The sequence below is a fragment of the Segatella hominis genome, from assembly GCF_019249725.2.
In the GTDB taxonomy this organism is placed as follows: domain Bacteria; phylum Bacteroidota; class Bacteroidia; order Bacteroidales; family Bacteroidaceae; genus Prevotella.
On record NZ_CP137559.1, the window covers coordinates 653,674 to 680,025 of the forward strand.

At 44.9% G+C, this 26,352-nt stretch carries 23 protein-coding genes; 15 read left to right on the forward strand and 8 right to left on the reverse strand.

All coding sequences use genetic code 11. From position 1 onward, the window contains the following. The first annotated feature begins 366 nt into the window (after positions 1-366). Positions 367-1,731, forward strand: a complete 1,365-nt coding sequence (locus KUA50_RS02540) for an ATP-binding protein (protein ID WP_218457589.1) — start codon at positions 367-369, stop codon at positions 1,729-1,731. Between the two features lie 5 nt (positions 1,732-1,736). Here the strand turns inward: KUA50_RS02540 and KUA50_RS02545 are convergent, their stop codons facing one another. Further along, positions 1,737-4,481, reverse strand: a complete 2,745-nt coding sequence (locus KUA50_RS02545) for a response regulator (protein ID WP_256624325.1) — start codon at positions 4,479-4,481, stop codon at positions 1,737-1,739. A gap of 484 nt (positions 4,482-4,965) precedes the next feature. Between KUA50_RS02545 and KUA50_RS02550 the strand changes: the two genes are divergently transcribed. From KUA50_RS02550 to KUA50_RS02580, 7 genes are all read left to right on the forward strand, one after another. Beyond that, positions 4,966-5,199, forward strand: coding sequence for a protein regulator of cytokinesis 1 (locus KUA50_RS02550; RefSeq protein ID WP_218457587.1), 234 nt, complete (start codon positions 4,966-4,968; stop codon positions 5,197-5,199). Between the two features lie 40 nt (positions 5,200-5,239). Next, the gene (locus KUA50_RS02555) at positions 5,240-6,583 is read left to right on the forward strand and encodes an OmpA family protein (protein WP_218457586.1); all 1,344 of its coding nucleotides are present in this window, start codon (positions 5,240-5,242) and stop codon (positions 6,581-6,583) included. A gap of 21 nt (positions 6,584-6,604) precedes the next feature. Next, entirely contained in the window at positions 6,605-8,335 is a 1,731-nt protein-coding gene (locus KUA50_RS02560; RefSeq protein ID WP_218457585.1) for a hypothetical protein, read from the forward strand. 101 nt (positions 8,336-8,436) lie between these two features. Further along, a complete protein-coding gene (locus tag KUA50_RS02565) occupies positions 8,437-8,580 on the forward strand; it encodes a hypothetical protein (protein WP_218457584.1) in 144 nt (47 codons plus the stop codon). Positions 8,581-8,632: 52 nt separating this feature from the next. Beyond that, positions 8,633-10,018, forward strand: a complete 1,386-nt coding sequence (locus KUA50_RS02570; protein WP_218457583.1) for a leucine-rich repeat domain-containing protein — start codon at positions 8,633-8,635, stop codon at positions 10,016-10,018. A gap of 1,324 nt (positions 10,019-11,342) precedes the next feature. Then, positions 11,343-11,540 (forward strand): type II toxin-antitoxin system RelE/ParE family toxin, encoded by a 198-nt coding sequence (locus KUA50_RS02575; protein WP_218458044.1) that lies wholly within the window; start codon positions 11,343-11,345, stop codon positions 11,538-11,540. A 7-nt stretch (positions 11,541-11,547) separates the two neighbouring features. Further along, complete coding sequence (locus tag KUA50_RS02580) at positions 11,548-11,892, forward strand: HigA family addiction module antitoxin (RefSeq protein WP_218458045.1); 345 nt, start codon at positions 11,548-11,550, stop codon at positions 11,890-11,892. Between the two features lie 182 nt (positions 11,893-12,074). Here KUA50_RS02580 and KUA50_RS02585 read toward each other — a convergent pair whose 3' ends face one another. Further along, positions 12,075-12,554, reverse strand: coding sequence for a GAF domain-containing protein (locus tag KUA50_RS02585; RefSeq protein WP_218458046.1), 480 nt, complete (start codon positions 12,552-12,554; stop codon positions 12,075-12,077). Between the two features lie 276 nt (positions 12,555-12,830). On the opposite strand from KUA50_RS02585, the gene KUA50_RS02590 reads away from it, so the two are divergent. From KUA50_RS02590 to KUA50_RS02605, 4 genes are read left to right on the forward strand one after another with little or no spacing between them, the layout of a single operon-like run. Next, a complete protein-coding gene (locus KUA50_RS02590; RefSeq protein ID WP_218458047.1) occupies positions 12,831-13,211 on the forward strand; it encodes a hypothetical protein in 381 nt (126 codons plus the stop codon). Continuing rightward, on the forward strand, positions 13,208-13,639 hold the full coding sequence (locus tag KUA50_RS02595; protein WP_256624367.1) for a DUF6575 domain-containing protein: 432 nt from the start codon (positions 13,208-13,210) through the stop codon (positions 13,637-13,639). Before KUA50_RS02590 ends, KUA50_RS02595 begins: the two co-directional genes overlap by 4 nt. Positions 13,640-13,675: 36 nt before the next feature. Beyond that, the gene (locus KUA50_RS02600) at positions 13,676-14,218 is read left to right on the forward strand and encodes an NUDIX hydrolase (RefSeq protein ID WP_218458048.1); all 543 of its coding nucleotides are present in this window, start codon (positions 13,676-13,678) and stop codon (positions 14,216-14,218) included. A gap of 16 nt (positions 14,219-14,234) precedes the next feature. Then, on the forward strand, positions 14,235-15,383 hold the full coding sequence (locus KUA50_RS02605; RefSeq protein WP_218458049.1) for an acyloxyacyl hydrolase: 1,149 nt from the start codon (positions 14,235-14,237) through the stop codon (positions 15,381-15,383). A gap of 325 nt (positions 15,384-15,708) precedes the next feature. Here KUA50_RS02605 and KUA50_RS02610 read toward each other — a convergent pair whose 3' ends face one another. The 5 genes from KUA50_RS02610 to KUA50_RS02630 all read right to left on the reverse strand — a co-directional run bounded on the left by KUA50_RS02610 (position 15,709) and on the right by KUA50_RS02630 (position 20,452). Next, positions 15,709-16,098: a VOC family protein gene (locus tag KUA50_RS02610; RefSeq protein ID WP_218458050.1), complete on the reverse strand. Its 390-nt coding sequence runs from the start codon at positions 16,096-16,098 to the stop codon at positions 15,709-15,711. A 56-nt stretch (positions 16,099-16,154) separates the two neighbouring features. After that, positions 16,155-16,889 (reverse strand): hypothetical protein, encoded by a 735-nt coding sequence (locus KUA50_RS02615; protein ID WP_218458051.1) that lies wholly within the window; start codon positions 16,887-16,889, stop codon positions 16,155-16,157. 3 nt (positions 16,890-16,892) lie between these two features. Further along, entirely contained in the window at positions 16,893-17,777 is an 885-nt protein-coding gene (locus KUA50_RS02620) for a carbohydrate kinase family protein (protein WP_218458052.1), read from the reverse strand. A 169-nt stretch (positions 17,778-17,946) separates the two neighbouring features. Next, complete coding sequence (locus tag KUA50_RS02625) at positions 17,947-18,996, reverse strand: zinc-dependent alcohol dehydrogenase (protein WP_117663466.1); 1,050 nt, start codon at positions 18,994-18,996, stop codon at positions 17,947-17,949. Between the two features lie 61 nt (positions 18,997-19,057). Next, complete coding sequence (locus tag KUA50_RS02630) at positions 19,058-20,452, reverse strand: MFS transporter (protein ID WP_218458053.1); 1,395 nt, start codon at positions 20,450-20,452, stop codon at positions 19,058-19,060. Positions 20,453-20,732: 280 nt separating this feature from the next. Between KUA50_RS02630 and KUA50_RS02635 the strand changes: the two genes are divergently transcribed. Further along, entirely contained in the window at positions 20,733-21,740 is a 1,008-nt protein-coding gene (locus KUA50_RS02635; protein WP_218458054.1) for a LacI family DNA-binding transcriptional regulator, read from the forward strand. Positions 21,741-21,864: 124 nt separating this feature from the next. On the opposite strand, the gene KUA50_RS02640 is transcribed toward KUA50_RS02635, so the two are convergent. Further along, positions 21,865-23,226: an NAD(P)/FAD-dependent oxidoreductase gene (locus KUA50_RS02640; protein ID WP_218458055.1), complete on the reverse strand. Its 1,362-nt coding sequence runs from the start codon at positions 23,224-23,226 to the stop codon at positions 21,865-21,867. 325 nt (positions 23,227-23,551) lie between these two features. On the opposite strand from KUA50_RS02640, the gene KUA50_RS02645 reads away from it, so the two are divergent. Together KUA50_RS02645 and KUA50_RS02650 are read left to right on the forward strand one after the other, a co-directional pair. Beyond that, complete coding sequence (locus KUA50_RS02645) at positions 23,552-24,556, forward strand: LacI family DNA-binding transcriptional regulator (RefSeq protein WP_218458057.1); 1,005 nt, start codon at positions 23,552-23,554, stop codon at positions 24,554-24,556. Positions 24,557-24,828: 272 nt separating this feature from the next. After that, on the forward strand, positions 24,829-26,280 hold the full coding sequence (locus KUA50_RS02650) for a mannitol dehydrogenase family protein (RefSeq protein ID WP_413777448.1): 1,452 nt from the start codon (positions 24,829-24,831) through the stop codon (positions 26,278-26,280). Positions 26,281-26,352 lie beyond the last annotated feature (72 nt).

Sequence of the window (26,352 nt, forward strand, 5' to 3'; positions counted from 1 at the left end):
GGGATAGCTCCTTAAAAAGAGTAACCTAGTTAGGTATAATGGGTATTCGCTGACAACCCATATAGTGATAAAAATAAAAATGCGTAACTCATTTAGTGATAAGAAAAATAGATAGTAACAAATTTAGTTTAACCATCCTAAAGGTGACAACTTTTTCACGTATAAGACATTATAACTCTATCTTTTGTCATAAAACGCCCCTTTATAACTCTATCTTTTGTCATAAAACGCCCCTTTATAACTCTATCTTTTGTCATAAAACACCCCATTATAACTCTATCTTTTAGCAAAGTTAACATAAAATAATTGCATATCTTGTTAATAATCAGTATTTTTGCAGCCATATAATCATTAAGACGCAAAGATATGGATAAATACTTGTCAAGAAGCATCGACCAGGCTTTACTGGAATGGAAGGATAATCCTCGAAGGAAACCGCTTTTGGTGAGGGGCGCCCGACAGGTAGGCAAGTCGAGCACCATTCGGCATTTAGGCAAGAACTTCAAATATTTTTTGGAAGTTAATGTGGAAAGAAATCCTGAGGTGATGGAATTCTTTAAGGGCAGTCGTGATGTGAAGAGCATTGCTGCTAAGCTCTCCGACTTCTTTAATGTGCCAGTTGTTCCGGGCGAAACCCTTCTTTTCCTTGATGAGATACAAAAGTGTGAAGACGTCATTCATAGCCTTTGGTTTTTTAAGGAAGATTATCCCGAACTTCATGTCATTGCTGCAGGTTCGCTCTTGGAGTTTGCGCTAAAGAATTTGTCATCATTTGGAGTGGGCAGAGTAAGTTCCCTGTTTGTCTATCCGATGTCTTTTGATGAATTCCTGACAGCAACGAGACAAGAGGGGCTTCTTAGAATCAAGCGAAATAGCAGTCCTACGAATCCGCTTCCCGAGGCATTCTATAATAGGTTGGTGGAAGCCTTCCGAAGTTATATGCTGGTTGGCGGAATGCCAGAAGCCGTGGCAACCTACACGGAGACAGGATCTTATCGCTATAGTAGTGACATTGTAAACGAAATCATTCAGGGCTATCAGGACGATTTTGCCAAATACGGAGCCAAGGCAAATCCTCTGCTTTTGCGCCAAACTCTCATAAGTGTAGCGCATCAGGCAGGAGCCAAGTTTGTTTGCAGTAGGGTAGAAGGGCAATATCGTTCGGCAGAAGTAAAGGTGGCTTTGGAGATGCTGAAGGATGCCGGGCTAATCATACCGACCTATCATACGGATGCCAATGGGGTGCCGCTTGGAGCTGAAATCAATGAGCGGGTAGTAAAATATCTGATTCATGATACTGGCGTGCTACTTGGTATCTTAGGAATAGATGATGATATCGATGAGCGCATCAAGGAGATGATGGTGGCAGACTCCATCGATCTTGTTGACAAGGGGCATGTGGCAGAGATGATGGCGGGTTTGGAACTTATCAAATATTCTTCTCCGCAGACGCGGCACCAGTTGTACTATTGGCAAAATATGAACAAAGGTACTTGTGCCGAGGTGGATTATGTGATAGCTCGCAGTGGCAGCATCGTTCCGATAGAAGTAAAATCGGGCGTGAAGGGTTCTATGAGTAGTATGTATTCGCTGATGCGCAATCCGCAGAAGCATATAGAAATGGGCATTCGCTGTTCTCTCGAAAACTTTGGTACATTCGAGAGTCCCGATGGCAAGAAGATAGACATCATTCCTCTTTATGCAATCTCCAATTTATTTGCGGAGAAGTAGATGGTTTACTCTATTCCTCTTCTCACATCCCTTGGCGTAACTCCATACTTTTTACGGAAGGCGTGATAGAAGCTGGAAGTATGTTCAAAGCCGCAGCAGAAGGCTATATCGTCTATGCTCATTTTTGGGGCGGTTTCGAGCAGATGGCGAGCACGCTTCATCTTGATATTCAGAATGAAAGAGGCTGGCGAACTGCCCGTGAGCGTAACGATCTTGCGATGGAACTGTCGTGGACTCATGCACAGCTTTTCTGCGAGCGTATTCACGTTGAGCTGCTGTTTGTCCATAAGCAGATAGATATGATCCACCGTCTTGGCGAGGAAGCGGCGCTCAGTATCCGTCAGCTGTACCTCATCCTGCTGTTCCTTCGTATGAGTAGCATTGTCGCTAAACTTGTTGCGCAGCGAGCGCTGGCGGTCGAGCAGACGTTCCACTACAGTGCGCAGCTCGTCCACGTTGAACGGTTTGGCTAAATAGGCATCAGCACCAGCCTCAAAGCCTTCGATGCGCTCTTGGTCTGAAATCTTTGCCGTGACGATGACGATAGGTATGTGATTCACTACATCGTTGGAGCGTATGCGTCGGCACAGTTCCAAACCGTCCATGCCCGGCATCATCAAGTCGGTTATAATCAGGTCGGGTACGAGGTTGATGGCCTTCTGCCATCCGTCCTCTCCATTAGTAGCGTAAGCCACAGCATAGCGTTCGCTAAGCACTTCACCGATGTACGTCGCAATGTCGCGATTGTCCTCTATCACGAGCATCGTGTACTGGTTGTCCTTTGCATCGGTATCTGTTAGTGTTTTTTCCTCTGTAGGCAGAACAGGCGTGTTGTCTATAGGCTGTTCGTCGAGCTTCACGTTGCACTCGTTTGTTATAGGAATTTCGATGTGAAACGTCGTTCCATAGCCCTCCCTGCTCCTGACATTGATCTTGCCGTTCAATGAGTCAATCACCTGCTTTACGAGTGCCAGTCCAATGCCTGTACCAATATTCATAGAGTCGGTTACTCCCTGATAGAATGGATTGAACACTTTGTTGGCAGTCTCTTTGTCCATACCCTCTCCCGTATCGCTTACCTCTATAAGGAGGTTGCTGCCTTCGCGCCACATGGCAACGATGATTTTGCCATATTCGGGCGTGAATTTAAAGGCATTGGACAGGAGGTTGTTGAATACCTTGTTGACAAAGTCGGGCACGAAGTCCATCGTCACGGGTTCCTTCACATGCAGCTGCAGGTCGATGTTCTTGCTGCAGGCATAGTTGCGATAGGTGTCCACCAGCATCGAAACGTAGGTGGTGATGTTGCCGTTGCGCCAATCGAAGTTGCCCATCTTCGACTTAATTTTCGAAATATCAAGCAACTGGTTGATGAGCGCCAGCAGGTTGTTTCCCTGCTGCTCGATGGCATAGGCGCTCTGTTTCAGTTCGTCTGGGGATTTATTAGGCAGGTCGCGGCTCAAACCGAGAATCACAGTGAGTGGTGTGCGAAACTCATGGGTGATGTTTGTAAAGAAACTCTCGCGCATTTCGGCAAGGCTTTTCAGGGCCAGGTGGTTGCGACGGTGTATGCGCTGTACGAAGTAGAACACCACCAGTGTACCAATCAGTATTATCATAATGATTATGAAGACGATGGTGTTGGTGAATCGTGCCGACCGCTCGTTCTTTAGGTTTGTATTGACCTCGTCCATCGCCCGAGCCTGAATGTTGCGTTCTATGAGCAGTCCTGCGTTCTGTATGCGGTTCAGTTTCTCCATATCGACGACGCTGTCTTCCATGGCTGCAGCCTTCTCGTGCGCCGTCAGCGCCGCACTGTAGTTGCCCTTGCGTTTGTATAGTTTATAATATAAGTTATAAACCTCAGCTAAATGTTCGTGCGACTTGATGGCGCGTGCAGTGTGCAGCGCCTTGTCCAGATATTCCTGTGCCTTGGTGTCGTTGCCCATTTGGGTGTAAATACCAGCCAGGGCAATGAGCGGATTCATTGCGTGCCACTCGTCTTGTGACGACTGCAACTGCTGATAAGCCTTGTCATACTCCGAAATGGCTTTTTCATAGTCGTGCTCTTTCTCGTGTAGCTCACCGAAATAAATGTGGCATAGTGCCACACCGAGTGTGTTGCCAGCCTGCAGATTCAGTCCCATGGACTGGCGATAGTACCTCCATGCCGAGTCCAACTGTTCACGGTGGCTGAATATAGAACCGATGTTGGCATAGTTGATGGCTTGTCCTAAGGCACTGTTCAATTCTCGTTCGCCTGCTAATGCCAGTCGCAGCGCACTGTCGGCACGTGCGTAGTTGCCCAGGGTGAGATAGATGTTGCCCAGTCCATTGAGTGATACCACGCGGTTTTTCGTGGTCGTAAAAGATGTGTCGGCAGACTCTTTGCTGATAGCGAAAGCGCGGTAATGGTAATCTTGAGCCATGTCGAGCATTCCCATTCTCCGATAGACGGTGCCGATATTGTTCAGAGCCTGCACGATCTCTAATGTATCGCCTAAGGTCTCCGCCTGCTTCAGTCCCTCGCTGTGTACCTTCAGTGCCTCGTCAAATCTACTGTCGTTGCGCAACTCTTTTCCCATTACTCTGTAGGCAACGATGCTACCTAACATATTTCCCTCACGCTCCATGCGTTTCTGTATCATGGAGAGTGTGTCAATATTATGAGAAGAGGAGACGATACTGTCCATAGCTTTGCGCTCGGCAAGGGATATCTTCGCTGGTTTCTGTCCACAGGAAATCAGCATCACTAATATAATAAGGTACCACACAAGAGTGGCAGTGTTATGTCTTAGGTTGTACATAGGCGAGGATTATTGGGTTTTTGTGCAAAGATAACGAATTAAATGGAATATCGGTGATTTTTACTGATATAGACCGATTTTTTAAAAATTAATTAATACAAATTGTTTGCTAAACCCAAAATAAAATAGAAAGAAATATAGTAATGAGGGTAAAAACTTATCACTCTGACACACCACAGACATCACAACGATTCTACGTTTTTTGTGTTCTTGATGTTTTGCTGAAAATCAGCAACTTACGCTGTTTTTATGTCCGATTAGAACAATCCTGTTCATGTTAAAAAGTCGGATTATCACATATTTTTGTCCGATTTTCATAAGATACTTAGCTGAATTTATTCCTAAATTTGCAGCACCAAGACTAAGACAGATTGGTAGCATTAAAAGAGAAAACTTCATGGAATGTGAAACTTGTAATACTTAGGCTATGGGACAGAAAGATAATAATATTGGATATGACGACCGCCGACGCAAGACAGACGAGGCGCAGCATTTTATGGAGGATCGCACCCAACTGCTTGATACAATCCGTGAGATGATAAACGTGGAGATAGACAGGCGGGGAGGCTGTATTGAAGGTGAAACGATGCATAGCAAGATGCCACCCGAACCTCATATACGAAAGCGCTTTTTCCTGGAATGGCTCAGGAGTTTGATATAGCAAAACTTTCACAATATATAATTAATAAAAAAGGCATAGTATGGATACAAAACGAACCAAACCGCTCATTGCGCTATCAAATAGCAGATGGGCAAGAGTAGGGCTCAGCATATTGATTGCATCGCTCTTCACGGTAGGCGCTCAGGCGCAGACCGAGGGTGAGGGCATAGCTGATCCGCCATGCGATACTAATAAGGAACTGCGCACTAATACTTGGAGCATTTACGCTCAGGGAGGATTGTCGTGGGCTAACGGTGTGTGGTATGAGAACTTCGACGCCAAGAAGAGCTATAAGCAGTCGCCCGCAGTAGGCGGTGGCATCGACTTCACCATTCGCCCGTGGGTTCGCATTGGTGCCGACTACATCTGGTCGCGCTACCGCCGTGAGCAACGCTTCTCGACTATCAATACCCAGGTGATGCCTGTAAAGACCTATGGCAACTATGTGATGAATACCCACAGCGTGAAACTTGGCGCACAGTTCAACTTCATGGAGTTCTGGCCTGCACGTAAGGCACAGTGGTTCAACATCTGGATAGGCACAGGTGTAGGCGGAATATTCGCCCGTGGCAATGAATACGGTATGTGGATAAACAACACCATGACCGAGAACGGTACCAACAAGCCGATAGGTAGCAATACCAATATCAATAATGACGGTACCGTCACCATTACGGGCAACGTGAGCACACGCAACCGCCACGAGAACTTCGACAAGCTCTACATCCCTGCCACACTGCACATCGAGGCTGACGTGAGCCGCCGCTTCACCGTAGGCGTTAAAGGCGAGATGGACTGGCTGCTCAACCGCAAGGAGGTGGCTCCGAAGCATCTCATCTACGCTATGGCAACCGTTCGCTACAACTTCGTACAGAGTCGTGCACGCAAGCTGCGCAACTATTACGACGGCGAGTTGGCTGCGCTCAACGACCGAGCCAACAACCTGCGCCAGAAAGCTGATGCCGAAAAGACCCGTGCCGACCGTGAAGCTGCACTCCGACAGAAGGCTGAACAGCAGAACAGCGACCTTCAGCGACAGCTCGATGACTGCCAGAAGAGCAAGAAGGCTGTAGTGGCTACACAGGAGCACTTCGTACAGTTTGCACACAACAGCTCGTACATGAGCCGTGAGGAAATGGACCGTCTGCGCACGTTTGCACGCAGCGTAAAGGGCGAGAAACTGTCTATCCTTGCCGAAGCAAGCACTCCGGGCCTCCGAGAGTACAACCAGACCCTCTCTGAGCGCCGCCTGAAGCGGGTAGTAAAGGTACTGTTGAAGGAAGGTTTCGCTCCAGAGGATCTCCAACCACAGACTGCCATCGGAGCCAAGAACGGCAAAAAGACGTTTGAAGGCAGAAGAGTAACTATCAAGGTAAAAAAGTAATAACTTAAAAAACATACGATTATGAGAACATTAAAATCAATCTTGTTAGCTGGCGCAATGCTGCTGACTATACCTGCGTTCTTCAGTTCTTGTCAGGAAGACGCTCCCCAGATCGACTATACAATGAGTGTTACTGTGGTCAACGACTTCAGCAAGGTGGTGGATGCCATCAACAATGGTACGCTTAAGAACGAGCAGGCCATTGCCCAGCTTACGGCTGCCATCGACAAGATGAATGCCGACCAGCAAACCAAGTTGCAAGCCATCAAGGATGTGCTCAACTCTGTCAATGCTACTATCGACGCCAAGCTCGCTGTCATCGAGGCTGCCATGACGGCTCAGACCCTCTCATTGGAAGGCAAGCTGGCTCTTATCGAGGACGCCATGAAGGCTCAGACCCTCACGTTCGAAAAGAAATGCGACGCTCTCGTGGCTGCTATCAAGGCGCTGCCGGACTATACCGCTAAGCTCCAGGCTATTGAGAAGGCTATCAGCGCGCTGCCTGATTACACAGCGAAGCTTGAGGCTATAGAGAAGGCGCTCACATCGCAGACTCTTGAACTCGCAGAAAAGCTCGGATTCATCCAGGGTGCTTTGGAAGACCAGACCATCGCCATGAAGGAGAAGATGGATATTCTCAAGGGTGTGATTAATGACCAGACAAAGGCTTTAGACCTCAGACTCGGTGCTCTTGAAACAGCCATGAAGAATCAGACATTGGAACTCAAGGACAAGCTCGCCTTGCTCAATTCTACATTGGAGACTCAGACTTTGACATTGGCAAACAAGCTCGAAGCTATCAGTAGTGCAGTTGAGGCTATGCCTGACTACACCTCAAAGCTCGCTGCCATCGAGACTGCCATCAAGGCACTGCCTAATTATGAGGCACAGCTCAAGGCTCTCAACACTCTCATTACGGACCAGAATAGCAAGCTTGATGATCAGATTGCTGCACTTGAGGGCATCATGAACGCTATTCCAGACTACAGCAACAAGCTCGACGCCATTGAGAATGCTATCAAGGCTATGCCTGACTACGACGCTGCCATCAACGGCATCAAGGACGAAATTGCCAACCTCGTAAAGGAGGTGAAGGCCGGAAACAAGAGCAATGCTGACGCTTTGGCTGAAATCGCTAAGAAACTGGAGGAACTGAAGGCTGCCGGAGGCTCTACAACAGTGGTAAAGGATTGTGTAGACCTCGGCTTGCCAAGCGGACTGATGTGGAGAAAATACAACGTAGGTGCAAATAGCGAGTATGAAAAGGGCAACTACTATGCATGGGGTGAGACTGTAACAAAGCAGAAATATGATATAACTACATACAAATGGGTTGAAATTATAGGAGAAAAAACAGACTACACTAAGTACAACGAGACAGATAAGCTGACATTGCTCCAACCTGAAGATGATGCTGCTACTGCTAATCTCGGCAACAATTACCGCACACCTACCGTGAAAGAATGGGAAGAACTGTTGGCTGAATGTACTTGGGAGGTCGCAACGACAACAAATAAAAATAACAAGACAGTTATTGATTACTGGAAAGTGGTTGGACCGAATGGCAATTTCATCATCTTACCATCTGCAGGTTATTATTATGTCGATAAATGGAAAAATTCCGGTTGCTATCAATCAGCTTCAGAAGAGGCTATTAATTGGGAAATCGATGAAACGAATGTAATGCCTAGTATGTATAAAGTAATACGTGAAAATGGTTACCCAGTACGCCCAGTATTTGAAAAAAAATAAAGATTTAAAATTCCCGTCAGCCTCAGTGCTGGCGGGGATAAAAAGCCCTCAATAAGAAAAGGGCAGCGTAACAAACCGCTCATTCCGCTATCTTATAGCAGATGGGCAAGAATAGGGCTCAGTGTATTTCATCATCTTGCCATCTGCAGGTTGGTATGATGGAGCAGCATTCATTGCAAGAAAACAATCGGTGTAAGTTCGGGGCGATGTACCTCCGTATCACTTCCGGCTATGCAGCGACATAAACATTCAAGTAACAAATGGCATCGGGGGCTGCCAACAAAAACCAGAAGTATTATGAAAACTATTTACTCAACTCTCTTCGTGAAAGGACAACATTCCTTTTCTCTACAATCATTGATGCGAACCTTGTTGCTTTGCTTTGTCATCGCTGTGACAACTAATGGACAGGCTCATGAAGTTGACAACATCGACTATGAACTCCGCACCGACGGAACGGCATGGGTGGATGATGGCGAGAAGGCTCAGGGCGACGTTACGATTCCGTCGAAAATAGAAGTTGACGGCAAGGAATACACGGTGGTTGGGATTAATAGAAAAGCCTTCTATTCCAACAAGAGCATTACCTCTGTCACATTGCCCGACAATCTGAAGTACATTAACGACGGAGCTTTTACATACTGCCGGAATCTTGAAAACATCAACAATATCCCCAAACATATCGAGAATCTTGGTGAAGAGGGGGCGGTATTCTCCGGAACAAAGTTCCTTACCAACGGCATCAAGAATGAATTTTTTGTTTTCTCCGACTGGCTTATAAAATACACACCCCAAGGCGAAACAGTCAAGGTGACAGTTCCCGAAGGCATATTCGGAATATCTGCAGACGCACTGACAGATGCCGATAACACGGTAGTCTTGCCAAAGTCGTTGCGAGCAGCGTCGGTATTGGCATTCAACTCCAACCTGAAGCACATTGACACTGGCGACAATCCCGTGTACGCCTACAAGGACGGCATACTCTTTTGCGAAGGTACGGTGACCTTCTACAAGAACGGACGTGACGCAAATGACGAAGTATCGGTAGATGGCATGTGGGCGGATGTCATTTTAAGCAATGCCGTGAAGAATGGTGTCCTTCTGATTCCTGGCAAAGTGGAAACGGCAGGCAACGTCGTTAAAACAGTTGGGGGTGTGAGAAAAGGTAAACTGCCTAGATTGACCTGCGAGAAACTCATCGTGGACGAAGGTGTGAAATATATCACCGACCATGCTTTCAGATACTATAAACCATTGCAATATGTTGACCTCCCTTCTACGCTTATAAACATCGGAGACTGGGCGTTTGTTGACGCAAAAATCGAGTCGTTGGTATGCCGCATGCCACAACCCATGAATGTGCCTTATTACTTCACTTATTATATAAAGAAGTTCAATTCTAAGGTGTACGTTCCAAAAGCATTGCTCGACACCTACAAGACGACGAAGACCTATTGGAATTTAATTCCTGCCGAAAACTTCTACCAGATAGAGGGGAACGTGCCAGAATCTGGCATATTGGCATCGGTGAAGCCAATAGAGAGTGTCGGCAAAGCTACCGTGAAAGCCATCTATACGCTAAACGGCACAAAAGTGAACTCTCTGCAACACGGAATAAACATCGTGAAAATGAGCGACGGCACCGTGCGCAAGGTGATGACCAAAGGTTATAAAAATCGTTGATTATAAAACCCGAACATAAAAGGTTTGGCACGCGGATTTCGCAGATACAACAAGGGTCTATATGCCACAATCAATAGGTGGCATATAGACCCTATAAGGAGGTTACTGTTCACTGAGCGCATGGTAATACTGTAGTTAATCATACTTTGTGTGTGTTTATATGGTTGATATTTCAATTCCCCAGAAGCCTCATTTCTTGCCCTTATTTTGGTCGTCATTGATGTCCGGCGCCTGACATCGAATAAGACCAGGATGTGTCGTCTATGAAGACCGACTTTCGGTACAAGAGAAGCTTTCTTTCGATTGCTGGTGCAAAGGTACAACAATTTGGAGTTGAAAACAAATTTTTCCGCTATAGATTTTTTAGGGGTGTCTGTAAGTTCCTAACTGATAGTGCTTTACAATGATATTTCGGAAATCAATTGCTGCATTTTGACTGATTTTGAAGAAAATGAAGGCTTGTGACTCAGAATTTTAGAAAAGCGGTCATTTCCGGTCATGGTCATTTTCGGTCAAAATCATTTTCGGGGGCGCTCGGTCATTCTATATTATAATATAAATATATTTATATTATAATATAGCCCATTTTGACCGATTTCATTTTCATTTTGACCGAAAATGACCATGACCGATTTTGACCGGATTTTGTTTTCTTCATAGCAAGTGTCTTAGTGTATAAGATGTAATTAGAAGTGCTTGACTATCAGTGTGTTATGTGATTATTTGAACCCTCTTTTTCTCTCCTAAAAAATCTTATTCTTATATGCTCCTGTCTCTCAAATTCAAAGAAAATCCATGTTCAATATCCATTTCTTGCCTATCATTTTGTTGCGTTTCTTTACTAAAACTGTATTTTGGGGTACTTGTTTTTGCATTTATGCTTCATTTTTTCGCCATTTTCGAGGTCTTAAATCGCAAAAATAGCCTCAAAAATAACTTTTACGTTAAAAAAATAATAAAATTCGATATTATATAAAAGATTTATTATCTTTGCCAAAAGATATGAAATACGGAACATTTTAGATGCTGATAAACATATAGAGTGAATTAGAATTACCCCCAAGTGGCGGAGTTAAGTACTTAATTATGAGTGATTTATAAATCCTAACTCATGGGGGTTGAATCAACCATGGGCAGTAATACGTAAATTAGAGAGGGAACAATTATTGTGTATTTATACTATGATAAGAAATCCCTATTTATGGAGCGTTTTTCGGCTTATTCTTTCACTTAAGAGCTCAAAACTGCGGATTTTTTCACAAAAACCCCTTATTTTGAACTCAAATATATAGGTTTTCAGGAGCGAATTCGAGTGATAGACCTTATGATATCGGAAGATAACGTTCAAGGCCTATGGAAATATAATTCTCTCAATTATGAACGGTTAGAAGGAAACAAAGAAGGATTGTCCTCGGTAAGAGTGAATGATCAGTATCGAATAGAATTTGAAGAAGAATTTGAGGATGGTCAGACTATTGCAACCATATGTAATATAACAGAATTGTCAAACCATTATAAATGATACAGTTATGAGCAACGATAAAAAAACAATAAAGGGAATGCAAGCAAACGAGATGACTCCGGCTTTTCCTACGCATCCTGGAGATGTTTTGAAGGATGAAATAGAATATCGTGGAATTTCTCAGCGACAGTTGGCGGAGGAAATGGGGATTGCCTATTCTGCTCTGAACGAAATTCTGAATACACGTCGCCCTGTGACGGAAAAAACAGCTCTGCTCTTTGAGGCTGCACTTGGAGTGAATGCTGAGCCTTTGTTGAAAATGCAGATGAGATATAATCTGCAATCAACAAAAAATGATTCAACCTTTATGGCCAGATTGGCAAAAGTTAGAAGGGTGGCTGCAGCCTTGTAAAATAGCAAGTTTTTAAAGGATGCAGAAGTATAAACTTTAACGAAGCGCTTTATTGAGGTCTAATGATGCGCTTCGTTAGGTGTTAATGATGCGCTTCTTTAAGGTGCAATGATGCGCATCTTTAAGTCATGTTGTTTCTCTATAAGCTATATCCTTGAAAATCAATAACTTTCGGCAAAGATTCAATATGACTTGAGCACTATTTCTGCTACCTTTTCCAACCATTCTTTATCAATACTATCGAAGGTGTTGAGGTGTTCGCTGTCAATGTCCAGTACGGCGATGACCTCACCATTTCTAATGACAGGCACTACTATCTCTGAGCGAGAAGCACTACTGCAAGCTATATGACCAGGAAACTTTTCTACATCTTCTACAACGATGGTTTCTGCCTTGTCCCAAGCTGTGCCACAAACTCCCTTGCCCCGTTTGATGCGGGTACAAGCCAAAGGTCCTTGGAAAGGTCCTAATACAAGGTTTTCATCAATGACGCGATAGAAACCTACCCACCAGAAATGAAAGGTATCCATGATGCATGCTGAAATATTTGCCATATTGGCGATGATGTCGCTTTCGCCCTCTATGAGCGATTGAAGCTGAGGGATGAGAGTGGCGTAAAGTTCTGCCTTCGTTTCTCCTTTTATTATAAGATGTTTTGCCATGATGAAAATGTTTTGTCTTGTTGATGTCTATGCAAAGTTACTGATTTTCCTAAAAATAGGGGGCTAAGAATGGGTTAAATCTTCTAAAAAAGTAAAGTCTATCCGCTAAGAAAGTAGATGGTAAGCTGGCAAGTTCTCAATAAAAATGCAAAAAACTAAGGGGTAGGCTTCATAATGATCAACTCATAGCCTGACTTCACTAATTTTTTCGTCCTAAAATTTGTGAATATCGAATTAAAATGTTATCTTTGCCATGTGTTTTTTAAAAATATGATTATGGAATATCAATGGTTTGAAGAATTGCCACCGAGTTGTCCGCCATTTGACTCTGTTGAATGCAATGGTACTTATTTCCGTGTATCCTATGGAAATCCTGCGGAATCAGAGGACTTTTTCTCTCAAAAACGATTGGCACCAAATAAAGTTTTTAAAGGAGAAGGTATTGATGATTGTATAGTGAGAGCAGTATCTGTCTTTTCCTTATTGGAGGATGCAAAAAGACTATTGAAACTCCCAAAGTTCAAGCATGCCAATATAGCGGAGGTAAGCCTTCGGACAATGGATGGAAAAATTAAGAAGACATTCAAAAACTCTCATTATTCTTGGTGGAGAAGCAAAGCGTTTGATATTAAAAAGGCAAAAACAATAGAATTATGAATATGAAACAATCCAAGCTAAAAGTAGATAGCATACTGGAGTACTACGACAATCCTCAATTGCTAACCGCAAGGGATTGTTTTGATACGTTGTATTTGTGTTTGCTGTATGAAGATACTCCCGAATGCAAATATACGGCAATTCGTATTTCCAGTAAGAGATTGCAGGATTTCTGCATGGGAAAGAAAGACCTGCGCTCCTTGTTCTTGTCTCCTGAAGGAGATAAGGAGTACTTTAATGTGAGAGGGGCTGATAATAACCTTGTGCTGGATTTGAAAATCAATACTACAATACCTGAAGATCGTTTGCCAGATGAAGGTTATTATCTGGAAACTTCAGGTAAGGAAAGCATTGTTGTTAATATCCCAGTTAAAGATAAAGGTCTGTTTACTGAAATAGTCAGAAAGTTTGGTTGGGCTTGTATGTAGTTGTATAGAAGTGTCATTATTTAAAGAATGGAATATATGGCAGATAAAGATATGAAATGGAAGACGCTCTCGCAGAAATATCTGATAGAGAAGCCTTGGCTCACGGCGCGTGTTGATAAGGTGCAGTTGCCAACAGGGGTTATCATTGACGAATATTATGTGCTGGAATATCCTGATTGGGTGAATACCATTGCCATTACGAAGGACGGAAAGTTTGTGTTTGTTCGACAGTATCGTTATGCATTAGGAAAGACGGTGAACGAACTTTGCGCTGGAGTGGTGGAGAAGGGGGAAGACCCGATGGATGCTGCCAAGCGAGAACTGCTGGAAGAAACTGGATTTGGTGGTGGTAACTGGCAGAAGTGGATGACAATCTCTGCTAATCCAAGTACGCATACCAATCTGACTCACTGCTATTTAGCCACGGATGTTGAACCTTTAGGTGAACAGCATCTTGATCAAGGTGAAGACTTGGAACCTCGTATGTTCTCCCGTGAGGAAGTATTGGATATGCTACAGAAAGGGGAGATTTGGCAGGCTTTGATGGCTGCTCCACTATGGAAGTATTTTGCAAACTAAACGTTGTTTTTGTGATATGGATTTACGTTTGTCGGTTATATCAATAGTTGCGATGATTGCATTGCCTGTCTTCTCTCAGGAAGATAGCATCAAGACCGTTCATCGCATTGCTGCAGATGCTGTTCCTGCTACCATCTTCCATACCAACGAGTTTCTGCGTGGTGGAAATGAGGAGATTAGGACGATGAACCACGATATGACCTTTACGCTTAAATATGCTTTTATGAATAGAGATGAGGTGCGACCGGGGGCTATTCATCAGGGAGTGTATCAGGGTGTGGGCTTGGCAAGGCATGAGTTCAACCGATGGCTGGCAAACCCTATCTCTGTTTATCTGTTCCAAGGTGCGCCTATCGTGAATTTCTCGCGCAGGGTTTCGCTCAATTATGAATGGAACTTAGGTATGGCATTTGGGTGGAATGGATATGATGAACAGAACAATCCAGAAAACAAGGTTATCGGTTCGAAAGTAACTGCTTATATTGATGCTGATCTTTACGTCAGATGGATGCTCTCTAAGGCCTTTGACTTGAATGCCGGTATCTCGTTGAGTCATTTCTCTAATGGCAATACCACCTATCCTAATATGGGACTGAATACGGGTGGTATCCGGTTGGGATTGGCTTATTACATCAACCGGCAACCATTGACTGTGCCGAAGGTGGAGCGGGAAAAGTTGCCAGACTGCCGTGGTTTTTATGCAGATGTGATTCTGTATGGTGCCTGGAAGCAGGGCGTAGGGTATGATGGTTATGATCATTATCTGTTGCCTGGAAAATATGGCGTAATGGGCTTCAATGTCAATCCGATGTATCGGCTGAATCCGTGGCTCAGTTTAGGAGCATCGCTTGATGGCGTGTACGATCGTTCGGCAGGCAGGGAGAATGATCCCTGGGGCGAGGATGTGAATCATAAGTTTAGTACTCAGGCTGGTTTGGGTCTTTCGGCTCGTGGCGAATTTGCCATGCCTTATTTCAGCATCAACTTCGGTGCAGGAACCTATCTGCTTGGCAATCGCAACGATTTCAGAGGTGTATATGAAGTACTTGCCTTGAAGATTCATGTCACCAAACGTGCTATGCTCCATATCGGCTATAGTCTTGTGGATTTCAAAACTCCCAATAATCTGATGCTCGGATTGGGGTGGCGTTTTGGCGGCAAGTAATGCCGCCATCTTTCGCCAGCTATGTAGTTTGTTTAGATTAATTGTATAAGAGTGTCGTAATGTATTGATAATTAAGTATAAAAGTGCTAGTTTTTCTAAAATTAGGGGCTAAGAATGGGTTAAATCTTCTAAAATTAGGGGGCTAAGAATGAGTCAAACCTTCTAAAATTAGGGGCTAAGAATGAGCCAACCTTCTATAATTAGGGGCAGTCCAACTCGGATGCCTCTCTTATAAAAAGACTCCAAGCTGGACTTTCGTCATTCTTATCTCTCTCTCTTATATTACTATAGGCATCTGTTTTTATCTAAAAGAATATGCTGCTGATTAGAGCTTTTCGCAGAATTCGATTTTCTCCTTGTTAGGACCCTCAATAGTGAAGAACTTTACGCCGTTCTCCCAGAAAGGAAGACCATTTACCTGCTGATCCAGCATCTTGAAGGTGCCGGCTTCCTTCACTACCTGGAAAAGATCCTCTATGTCCTTTACATCAATGGCGATGTGGTCGATGGCTCCATATTCCATCTTTGCCTGATGGTTCTGATAGGTCTCGATGATGAGATTGTGGAGCTGGAGGAAGGCTACTTCCTCGGTGCCGTTTACTGTGCGAAGGGCTGTCTCGAAGCCTAGAGCATGATAAAACTCAATGGTCTTGTTGATGTCGTTGGTAGGAATGCCGATGTGCTGCACGCCTGTTGTAAAATCTTTAATCTTCATAAGAATTTGTGTTTAGATGATTGTTATGATAAAACTTTCTGTGTTTTTTTGAAGATTTAGAAGCGGATGATTTCTGCTCCAATCTGGAAATAACTCTGGTTGCTCTGCGGATTCCACATGCCCTTTACGTAAACCGGAACGGTGTAGTTGCCGAGCTTGAGGTCGTGGGTGGCTTGCAACGATACGTGAACGATGCCTGCCGTGGTTCCGAAGAAGTGAGCATCCTCGCCAGCTCTGTTCAGGGCGAAGGCTCCACCTACTCCTGCATCAATCTTCCAGCCATCCTTCTGGTAGATAGGGTATTCCGCATAGGCGAAGGTGGAATATTTCTGCTCGGTATTGTCGCTGTTGCGGTCGCGTCCGAAGACTACCGTTGACCAGCTCAGGAGCAGTGGAAATTTCTCGTCCTGAAACCGGTAGCTCAATGTTGCATCGAGGAATCGGCCCGTGGTATGGGCAGAGTAGTTCCAGTATTCCTTATTATTATAGTTGGCGCCAGGGGAGAAGTTGTAGGTATCCCACAGGGCGAATCCCCAACCGCCAGCCTTCAGATTCAGATAATGGTTAAACTCCTTGTAGGAGCCTTCCGAGTTGCAGCCACCCCAAAGTCCTATGGTAACGTGATCGTTGACCATCGTATAGCTCAGGTCGGTGAGGAGGACGATGCCGTCGGAAACTTCCATGCCACGCCACAGATGGTTGTTCTGCACGTTGGCTTTCAGATGGAGCTGTGCCTGGGCATTTCCCAGGCAAGCAGCCATCATCAAAACAATAACTACAATTCTTTTCATGGTTTAACAACAAAATTCCTTCGGTAATACAGGCATGGCTCCGTTCTGTGTGCAGACGTATGCCGAAACCTTTACTGCCAATTCATGTGCCTCTCTGACGCTCTTGCCCTTCAAGATGCTTGCCACGAATGCGCCTGTGAATGAATCACCGGCACCCACAGTATCAGCTACTTCCACTTTTGGAGTCTCGATAAACGAAACCTCACCAGGAGTGAATACATAGCTGCCGTTTACGCCACAGGTAAGGATGAGCATCTTCAGATTGTACTTGCCCAAGAGGAGCCAGCATTTATTCTCCAAGTCGATGCCCGGATAGCCGAAGATGCGGCTTATGGTAATCAGTTCCTCGTCGTTGATCTTGAGGATGTTGCATCGCTTGATGCTCTCGGTGATAATCTCCTTGGTATAGAATCCTTGACGGAGATTGATATCGAAGATTTTGAGGATTCCTTCTTCCTTAGGCATGTGATCGAGGAAGCGATAGATGGTGTTGCGGGAAACCTCGTTGCGCTGAGCCAGCGAACCGAAGCAGGCTGCGGTGCAATTCTTTGCCAACTTCTCCAGGGCTGGGGTGTAAGGTATGTTGTCCCAAGCTGCTCCTTCCTTGATGTCGTAGCAAGGAATACCGTTGGCGTCGAGTGAAACCTGGACGGTGCCCGTAGGGTAGGCTACCTTGTCTATCTGATAGTTGAGATGGTGATCGTTGAGTTCCTTCTCCAGTTCCTTGCCCAGCTCATCATCGCCCATTGCGCTGACTGCACAGCTATTGAGTCCGAACTGCGAAACGTGGTAAGCAAAGTTGGCAGGAGCACCACCGAGTTTTTTACCTTCAGGAAGCACATCGAAGAGAGCTTCGCCGAGACCTATTACTGATTGTTTCTTTTCCATTGTCATTTTTACTTTAAGAATGTTAGAGATGTTACTTGGTTTCTGTTGCAAAGGTAGCATTTTTCAGCTACCTTCGCAAAGAAAAAATCATCTAAACTTTCTGCAAACGTTCCCGCAATCGTTTCCATTTTCTGCAATCGTTTGCAGTATGTTTCTTCTCTTCTATCCTTTACTTCTTCTCTCCTGGTTTCTGTTCGAAATCGATGAGAACCTTCATGCTGGTTTCGCGATGAGCGTCGATAAACTTGTAGGCGTCATCGTATTCTTCGAAGGCGAAGCGATTGCTTACAAGTGGCTTGAGGTTGACGATGCCCTTGCTTACGTAATCGATGGCTGTGAGATAATCTTCGTGGCGATACATCATCGAACCGATGAGTCTCAACTCGTGCTCGCCGAGATAGAACATGCTGAGGGCTGGGTCCTTGGCAAAGACTGCCACAACCACGATGTCGCTACCTTTCTCGATGGTCTCCATCAGTGAACGGATGGAAACTTCTACACCTGCTACCTCGAAACCTACCTGATAGCCTTCCTCACCGAAAAGTTCCTGAGCAGCTTCCTTCAAGGTCTTCTTGGTGATGTTGAGGGTATGCTTGATGCCGCACTCACGAGCCTTGGCCAGGCGAAGGTCGCTTACATCGGTAATGAGTACATTCTTGGCACCACGTGCAATGCAGAACTGGGCAATGAGGTTGCCGATGGTTCCTGCGCCGCTTACTACTACATTCTTGCCCTTTACATCGGTGCGGTTGCTGGCATGGGCACCAACGGCTGAAGGCTCAATCATGGCACCATAGTCGAGGCTCATGCCTTCCGGCAACTTAGCCACGCGGTCGTCATCAACTACAAAGAAATCCTGTGCTGCACCATCTGCCTGGAAAGCCTGAACACGCAGGTGCTCACAAACATTATACTGTCCGCGCTTGCAAGGGTTGCACTTGCCGCAAACCAACTGTGGGCGAGCGGTGATGTGGTCGCCAGGCTTGCAGACGGTAACTTCGCTGCCTACAGCCATAACCACTCCTGAGTACTCATGTCCCTGAACCACTGGATAGAAGGTGGCTGGGTGAAGACCGTGGTAAGAGTGAATCTCGCTACCGCAGATGCCGATGCGCTTGATGTTGACGAGAACCTGATGAGCAGTTAAGTCTGCTGCCTTTGGTTCTGCTACTTCCTTGAACTCGATATGCTTTGGTTCTACCAATATTGCCTGTCTCATAATTATAATGTTTTAAAAATGTTATTGTTATGTTGGTGGGATAAAAGATCCCGGTTTATCTTTATTTCTTTTTATTTTCCAAATCAGCCATAATCTGCTTGTATTGCTTCTTGTTGAGCTTGTAGAAGCAGAGGCATCCTGCGGTGATAATCCACAAGACTCCCGGAATGGTGCTGAAGGCGTGGTGCATAATGCTCAATACTTCCGGATTCTGCATGGCATTGCTTACGTATCCTGCGCTGCCCAGAGCAATGGCGAGGAGCGATGTGCCGAGTGCCATTCCTATCTTGTTGCCCAGCGAGATGAAGGCGTACTGGAATCCGTCGTTTCTGATGCCCGTCTTCCACTCGCCATACTCCACACAGTCGGGGATGATGGCATAGATGGCTGTATTGAAGCCTGAGAAGAAGAACCACGACAATGCCGAGAACAGATAGAACATGATGGCGCTGCCGTTAGGGCTGAAGAAGTACAGACCTATCATCGTAATACCAGTGAGGAAAGCGAAGATGGCTGCTGTGAAACCCTTGTTGCCCGTTTTTCTGAATACCAGAGGGAAGCAGGCTGCACCTATGATGCTTGGCACGATGATAGCCATGGAATAGTAGGAGAAGAGTGTTGCTGAACCTTCCACATAAGTGAAATAGTAGAGCATGTCGGCGTTGCGTCCGTAGTGAATGAAACCGAAGAGCAACTGTCCTAATAGGGCAAGCAGATAGGGCTTGTTCTTCATCACGGAACGAAGCTGCACCTTTAGAGGGAGCTTCTGTCCTACAGGAACTTCTACCACTTCCTTGGTCTTGTGGAAGCAGAACAGATGGCAGGCGGCGAAGATGATGCCGTAGAGTACAGCCACAGCCAGATAACCATATTTGGTATCGCCTGCGCCAAACCAGCTGATGAGCGGAACGGTTACGATGTTGATTACTCCGATGGCCATCATGGCGCTCACCGAACGGCTGGTATTGAGCTTGGCTCTCTCATCGATGTCTTGTGTCATGGCTCCGCAGAGTGTGCCGTAAGGCAGGTTCACGCAGGTATATCCCAGCACCAGGATGCAGTAGGTTACTGCCATATAGATAATCTTGGCGGTCTGGCTCCATTCTGGATGTGCCCAGAAGGTGAGTATCAGTACCAGTGCCGTGATAGGAGCTCCGAAGAGCAGCCATGGGCGGAATCGTCCCCATCGGGTGTGGGTTTTATCGGTAAGTGTGCCGATGATGGGGTCGTTGATGGCGTCCCAGAATCGGGACACAAGCATCAGGGTTGCTACGGCACTCATGCTGATTCCGAATACATCGGTGTAGAAAATCATGAGGAAGTTGCCCACGAACATCCAACTGAAGTTGCAGCCTACATCGCCCATTCCATAGGCGAGCTTGCTGATGAAGGGAACCTTTCCCTGTGAATGGTTCTCCTGCGAGTTGGTCGCTTGAGATTTTGAATCCTGTTCCATTTTTTTTAGGTTTGATTGTTATGTTTGTTATTATTTATTTATATTTCTTATGAAGATAAAAAGCGATTTGAGAATTCGTTTTTTTTCTTGTTTCCATTGCAAAGATAGAGCTATTTTGCTGGAAAAACAAGAAAAAAAACGATTGTTTTTTCGCAACCGTTCCCGCAACCGTTCCCATTTTTCGCAACCGTTCCCAAAAAGATTTCTTAGTTTTTTGTTGTACCTTTCTTAGAAAATAATTATCTTTGCAATCATATTCAACAAAAAAATAAAAAGAGATATGGCAAAGTATGTAACGATCATAGATATAGCAAGGGAGTTGGGTATTTCTAAGTCCACTGTTTCGCGTGCTCTTTCGGGAGATACAGGTAATGTGAAGGCAGAAACCTTGCAGAGGATATTGGAAACAGCCGAGAGGATGGGGTATCATCGCAATGAACTGGCAGTGAACTTTCGTCAGCAGAGTACTCATAATATCGGTATTATCATTCCTGAAATCGTTACTACATTCTATATGACCTTCATCAATGATGCTCAAGCTATCCTGCGTAAGCAGGGATATAAGGTGATGATTGCCATTTCTAACGAGAATCCAGAACAGGAACGGGAGAACATCATGATGATGGAGCAGCTGCGTGTGGATGGTATTCTGATGAGTGCCTGCGATAAGGAGCATAATGTGAATTTATATAATAAGGTGATAGAAAGAGGCATTCCCATCGTGTTTTTCGATAGAACCGTGGAGGGGGGAAAGGCTTCTCTTGTGCATATGGATGATTATATCATGTCGTTTTTCATGGTGGAGGCTTTGTTGCGCAAGGGATATAAACATATTATTCATATTCCAGGACCTGCCTATATCCGAAATAGTTATGAGCGGTTGAGGGGCTATCGGGATGCGCTGGAGAAGTTTCATATAGAGTTTCAGTCGCAAGATGTGTTGTCGCCAGCTTTATCTGCGGAGGAAGGTAGTTGGGTGATGGAGCAGTTCTTGAATAAGAATGTGCCCTTTGATGCAGTTTTTGGTTTTACCGAGACTGCCGTGTTGGGAGCTAAGAGTGCCATCCAGAAGCATGGCTTGCGTATTCCGGAGGATGTGGCACTATGCTGCATGTCGGGCACAGCCCTGTCCACCTTGGTTCATCCCCAGCTGACGGCTGTGGAGCAACCTGTAGAGAAAATGGCGCAGGAATGTTGCCGACTGCTATTGGAACATCTTGCCGATGCTGATAAGAAGGTTGAGGAAATCGCATTGAGAGGTGAAGCCATAATAAGAGAATCTACATAAAGAAATCGGTTCCCAAGAACTGCATAAAAAGATAAACGACATTGAAGAATCTACATAAAAAGCGGGTATGTCATTGTATTTGAATGACACACCCGCTTTTTTATATTATATCTCTAAGTATTATTTAATCTTCTTCATTCTCCAGCAAGTCGGTGCCGAGGTGAGTGGTCTGTTCACGCTTCAAACGGTCGCGCACCTCTTTAGGCTTGGTGGCGTAGGTAATCATTCGGATAGAATCGTTATAGCTTACGTACTTCCAGAGCCAGTTGAGCATTACCATTACCTTGTTCTTTACGCCAAGGATAGAGCGGAGGTGAACTACCAGCCACAATACCCAGGCAAAGAAGCCCTGGCTGTGGAACTTGCCAAGCTCTACCACAGCCTTGTGTCTTCCGATGGTTGCCATAGAACCCAGGTTCTTGTAGCGGAAAGGCTTGAGTTGGGTATCGTCTGCTCCCTCTGCTATCTTCTGGATATTCTTGGCCAGAAGCGCAGCCTGCTGAATGGCTACTTGAGCCAACTGTGGATGACCGCCAGGATAAGCTGGGTCTGTGGTCTGAATACACTGGTCACCGATGGCGAAGAGACCGTCCATGCCAGGGATGCGGTTGAACTCATCTACTACGATTCGGAAACCACGGCCCAGATGGTCGCCATCAATACCCGTGATAGGCTGTGCCTTTACACCGGAAACCCAGAGGAAGGTACGGGTAGGAATCTCCTGACCGTCCTTCATCAGAACCTTGTGATCCTTGTAGTCGGTTACCATCTTACCGAATTGTACATCTACACCCATGCTGGTGAGAAATTCGTATGCTTTCTTAGAAGAGTCCTGCGACATTCCTGCGAGCAGTCTGTCGCCGGCTTCCAGAAGATAGATATGCATCAGAGATGAGTCCATATCAGGATAATCGTAAGGAATCACGTAGCGCTTCATCTCCGAGAGAGCTCCGGCAATTTCCACACCAGTGGCACCACCGCCCACAATCACTACGTTCAGAAGTTCCTGTCGTTCCTCTTCTGTAGCACAGGTCAAGGCACGTTCCAGATTACTCAGCACGGCGTTGCGTAATCCCATTGCCTCTGAAACGGTCTTCATTGGAATCGCCCATTTCTCGATATTGGCATTACCATAGAAATTGGTAGTGGTACCGGCTGCGAACACCAGATAATCGTACTCGATTTTACCGATAGATGTCTGCAGAATCTTCTTGTCTGGGAACACGGCTCTCGCTTCTGCCATGCGGAAGTAGAAGTTCTTGCGCTTGCGGAAAATCTGTCGGAAAGGGAAGGAGATGGAACTTGGGTCGATACCTGCTGAGGCAATCTGATAGATAAGCGGAGGGAACTGATGGAAGTTATTCTTATCAATCAACACTACCTGAAGGTTTGCCTTGCTGAGGTCTTCTGCCAAGCGAAGACCACCGAGTCCGCCACCTACAATCACAACTCTCTTCAACTGATTTCTCTTGATATTAATACTCATAACTGCTGCTGTTTTTTATAATTACTAATATTTGCTGATTTTTTCTCAATGGACATATAGCCAAGGTTATAGCTGTAAAATCATCTGCAAAGGTATAAATTTTTGATAAGAATGAAAAATAAATGTGTAGAAAAATACTATTTAAATCTGTTGCAATCGTTCCCATTTTTTAAAGTTAGAAATCAATGCTATAAATTGTAATATTCAGATAGCATTTTGAGGAGTCTTTTCTTCTTTTTTCGAGAATTGTTTTCTTTTTTCAAGAATTTGTTGTATTTTTGCATCATAATCATCAAAATCTTAACCATTATAATGTAGCATCATTATGAAACATGTAACTATTAAAGACATTGCCCGTTCGCTCTGTATTTCGGTATCTACAGTTTCCAGAGCCTTGGCTGATGATAAGAATATTCGAAAGGAAACACGTGATATGGTTGTAGAGGAAGCAAAGCGCCTCGGCTACAAACGCAACCCAGTGGCGATGAACCTGAAGATGGGACGTACGAATACGATTGGTGTCATAGTACCAGAGATGCATACTCCTTATGCTTCTCTGGTGATTAATGGAATACAAGAGGTACTCTATAAGCGCAATCAAAAGGTGATGATAGCTGAGAGCGACGAGAAGCCGGAGCGGGAATTGGAAAACTTGAAGATGATGGAGCAGTTTATGGTGGATGGATTAATTGTAAGCCTCTGCAGTTATCGCAAGAATATTGAAATGTATCAGCAGTTGGCAGCAGAAGGTATGGCTATTGTCTTCTATGATCGTATTCCATACAGTTTGCAGATGCCACAGGTGCTCGTGGATGATAACATTGATTCTTATTTCATGGTGGAGCATCTTATCCGTTTAGGTAAGAAGCGCATCGCCCACATTCAAGGTCCTGATGATATCTATAATGCTTATCAGAGAGGTTTAGGATATCGTGAGGCGATGGAGAAATTCCATCTTTTTGATCCTTCGTTGATAGTAAAAACGGGTATGACCTTCAAGGATGGTGCCGACGCCATCGACCGCCTTATATTTAATAAGGTGGAATTTGATGCAGTATTCGCCTTCACCGATACTTTGGCGATAGGTGCGCAGAATCGACTCCGTGCCTTAGGCAGACGGGTGCCAGAAGATATATTTGTGGCAGGATTCTCGGGTACGGAACTATCTACTATCGTTTCTCCGCAGATTACTACCATGGAGCCGCCTCTGGAGGAAATGGGAAGAAAAGCTGCAGAATTGGTAATGGAGAAGATTAGTAATCCTGAGATGGAAAACCAAATAGTGGTACTGAAAACCACAATGCGATGCCGAGAATCGACAGGAGAATAGTTGAATAGTATGTATTCATGCGCTTCTTTTGGCTTTTAAAACGTTTGCAGAAATTGGAAACGTTTGCGGGAACGTTTGCAGAAATATATCAGAAAAAAATAATTGTTATGTTGTAAATTTCATCTATCTTTGCCATTGAAAACGAGACGGACTACATAGAAAACCTAAATGGTCTGTTCTTGTAGAATGACAATAATTTATTTATAGAACTAACAATCAATACAATTATGGCAAATTTAGTAAATGCAAACGCAGCAAATGCAGCTCAGGTAGTGAATGGTTATGCTTATAACCGCAGTTTGGTAAAGGCAGGTATCCTGCACTTCGGAGTAGGTAACTTCCATCGTGCTCATTTGGAGTATATGACCAATAAACTTCTGGAAAATAATACCCAGCAGAACTGGGGTATCTGTGGAGCGATGATTCTTCCTGGTGACGAGCGTCTCTACAATGCCTTGAAGAAGCAGGATGGGGAATACACCCTTACTGTGTGTGGACGTGATGATAGTATTCATGTCTATCAGTTGGGTGCACTCGTAGAACTCTATTGGGGCGTGAAGGAGCAGGAGCAGATCTTGAATAAGATTGCGTCAAAAGATATTAAGATTATTACCCTTACTATCACGGAGGGTGGATATAATATTTCTCGCCAGACAGGTGAATTCATGCTCGATAATGCACAGGTGGCTCATGATCTTGAAAATCCAGCCAATCCTATAACGGCTTTCGGATATGTTGCTGAGGGTTTGCGCCGCCGCAGAGCAGCAGGCAATGGCCCTATCACTATCCTTTCTTGTGATAATCTTCAGCATAATGGCAATACTGCACGTAAGGCTTTCATGACTTTCGTAGGTGCTCAGGACAAGGAACTCGCAGCCTGGATGGAGGAAAACGTTACTTTCCCTAACTCTATGGTTGACCGTATCACACCTGCTACACGACCAGCCGACATCGAACGTTTGAATGCTCAGAATGGTACTTGCGATGAGGCTCCTGTATATTGCGAGGATTTCATCCAGTGGGTAGTAGAGGATAATTTTGTAGCAGGTCGCCCAGCATGGGAAACCGTTGGTGCTCAGATGACAGACGATGTGACAGCATTTGAAAATATGAAGCTTTCTCTCCTGAATGCTTCCCATACATTGCTCTCTTATCCTTCTTTCCTCGGTGGTTATCGCAAGGTAGATGCTGCCATGCACGATGAAAGAATCTGCAAGTTTGTACGTGCTTTTATGGATAATGATATTACTCCTTACGTGCCAGCTCCAAAGGATACTGATTTGGAGGAATACAAGCAATGCCTCGTTGAGCGTTTCGGCAACCGTATGGTTAGCGATCAGGTGGCTCGCCTTTGCTTCGATGGTGCCAGCAAGTTCCCAGTTTATGTGATGCCTAACTTGGAGAAAATGATAGCAGATGATGCTTCGGGTAAGCGTCAGGATGTGGAGTTCAAGCGTGTGGCTTATCTCTTTGCTGCCTACCGTCATTATCTGAAGTACCAGGTGGATGATAACGGGGATGCTTTTGAAGTAGCAGATCCATGGCTTACTGTAGATGATAGAAAAGTCATTGATAGTGATGATGCCCTCGAATTCCTTGCCATCTCTCCTTTTACAAGCACAGATTTGAAGGCTGCTTCTCATTTTGTAGAACTTTACCTGAAGATGGTGGAGGATATCAAGGCGAAGGGTGCCATGAAGGTTTTGGAAGAAGAAATCTTATAATTTAGTTTAGCGTTTTTGCGTTAGTGATTAGGTGCTTTCGATGGATTTTGATATCCGTCGGAACACCTAATG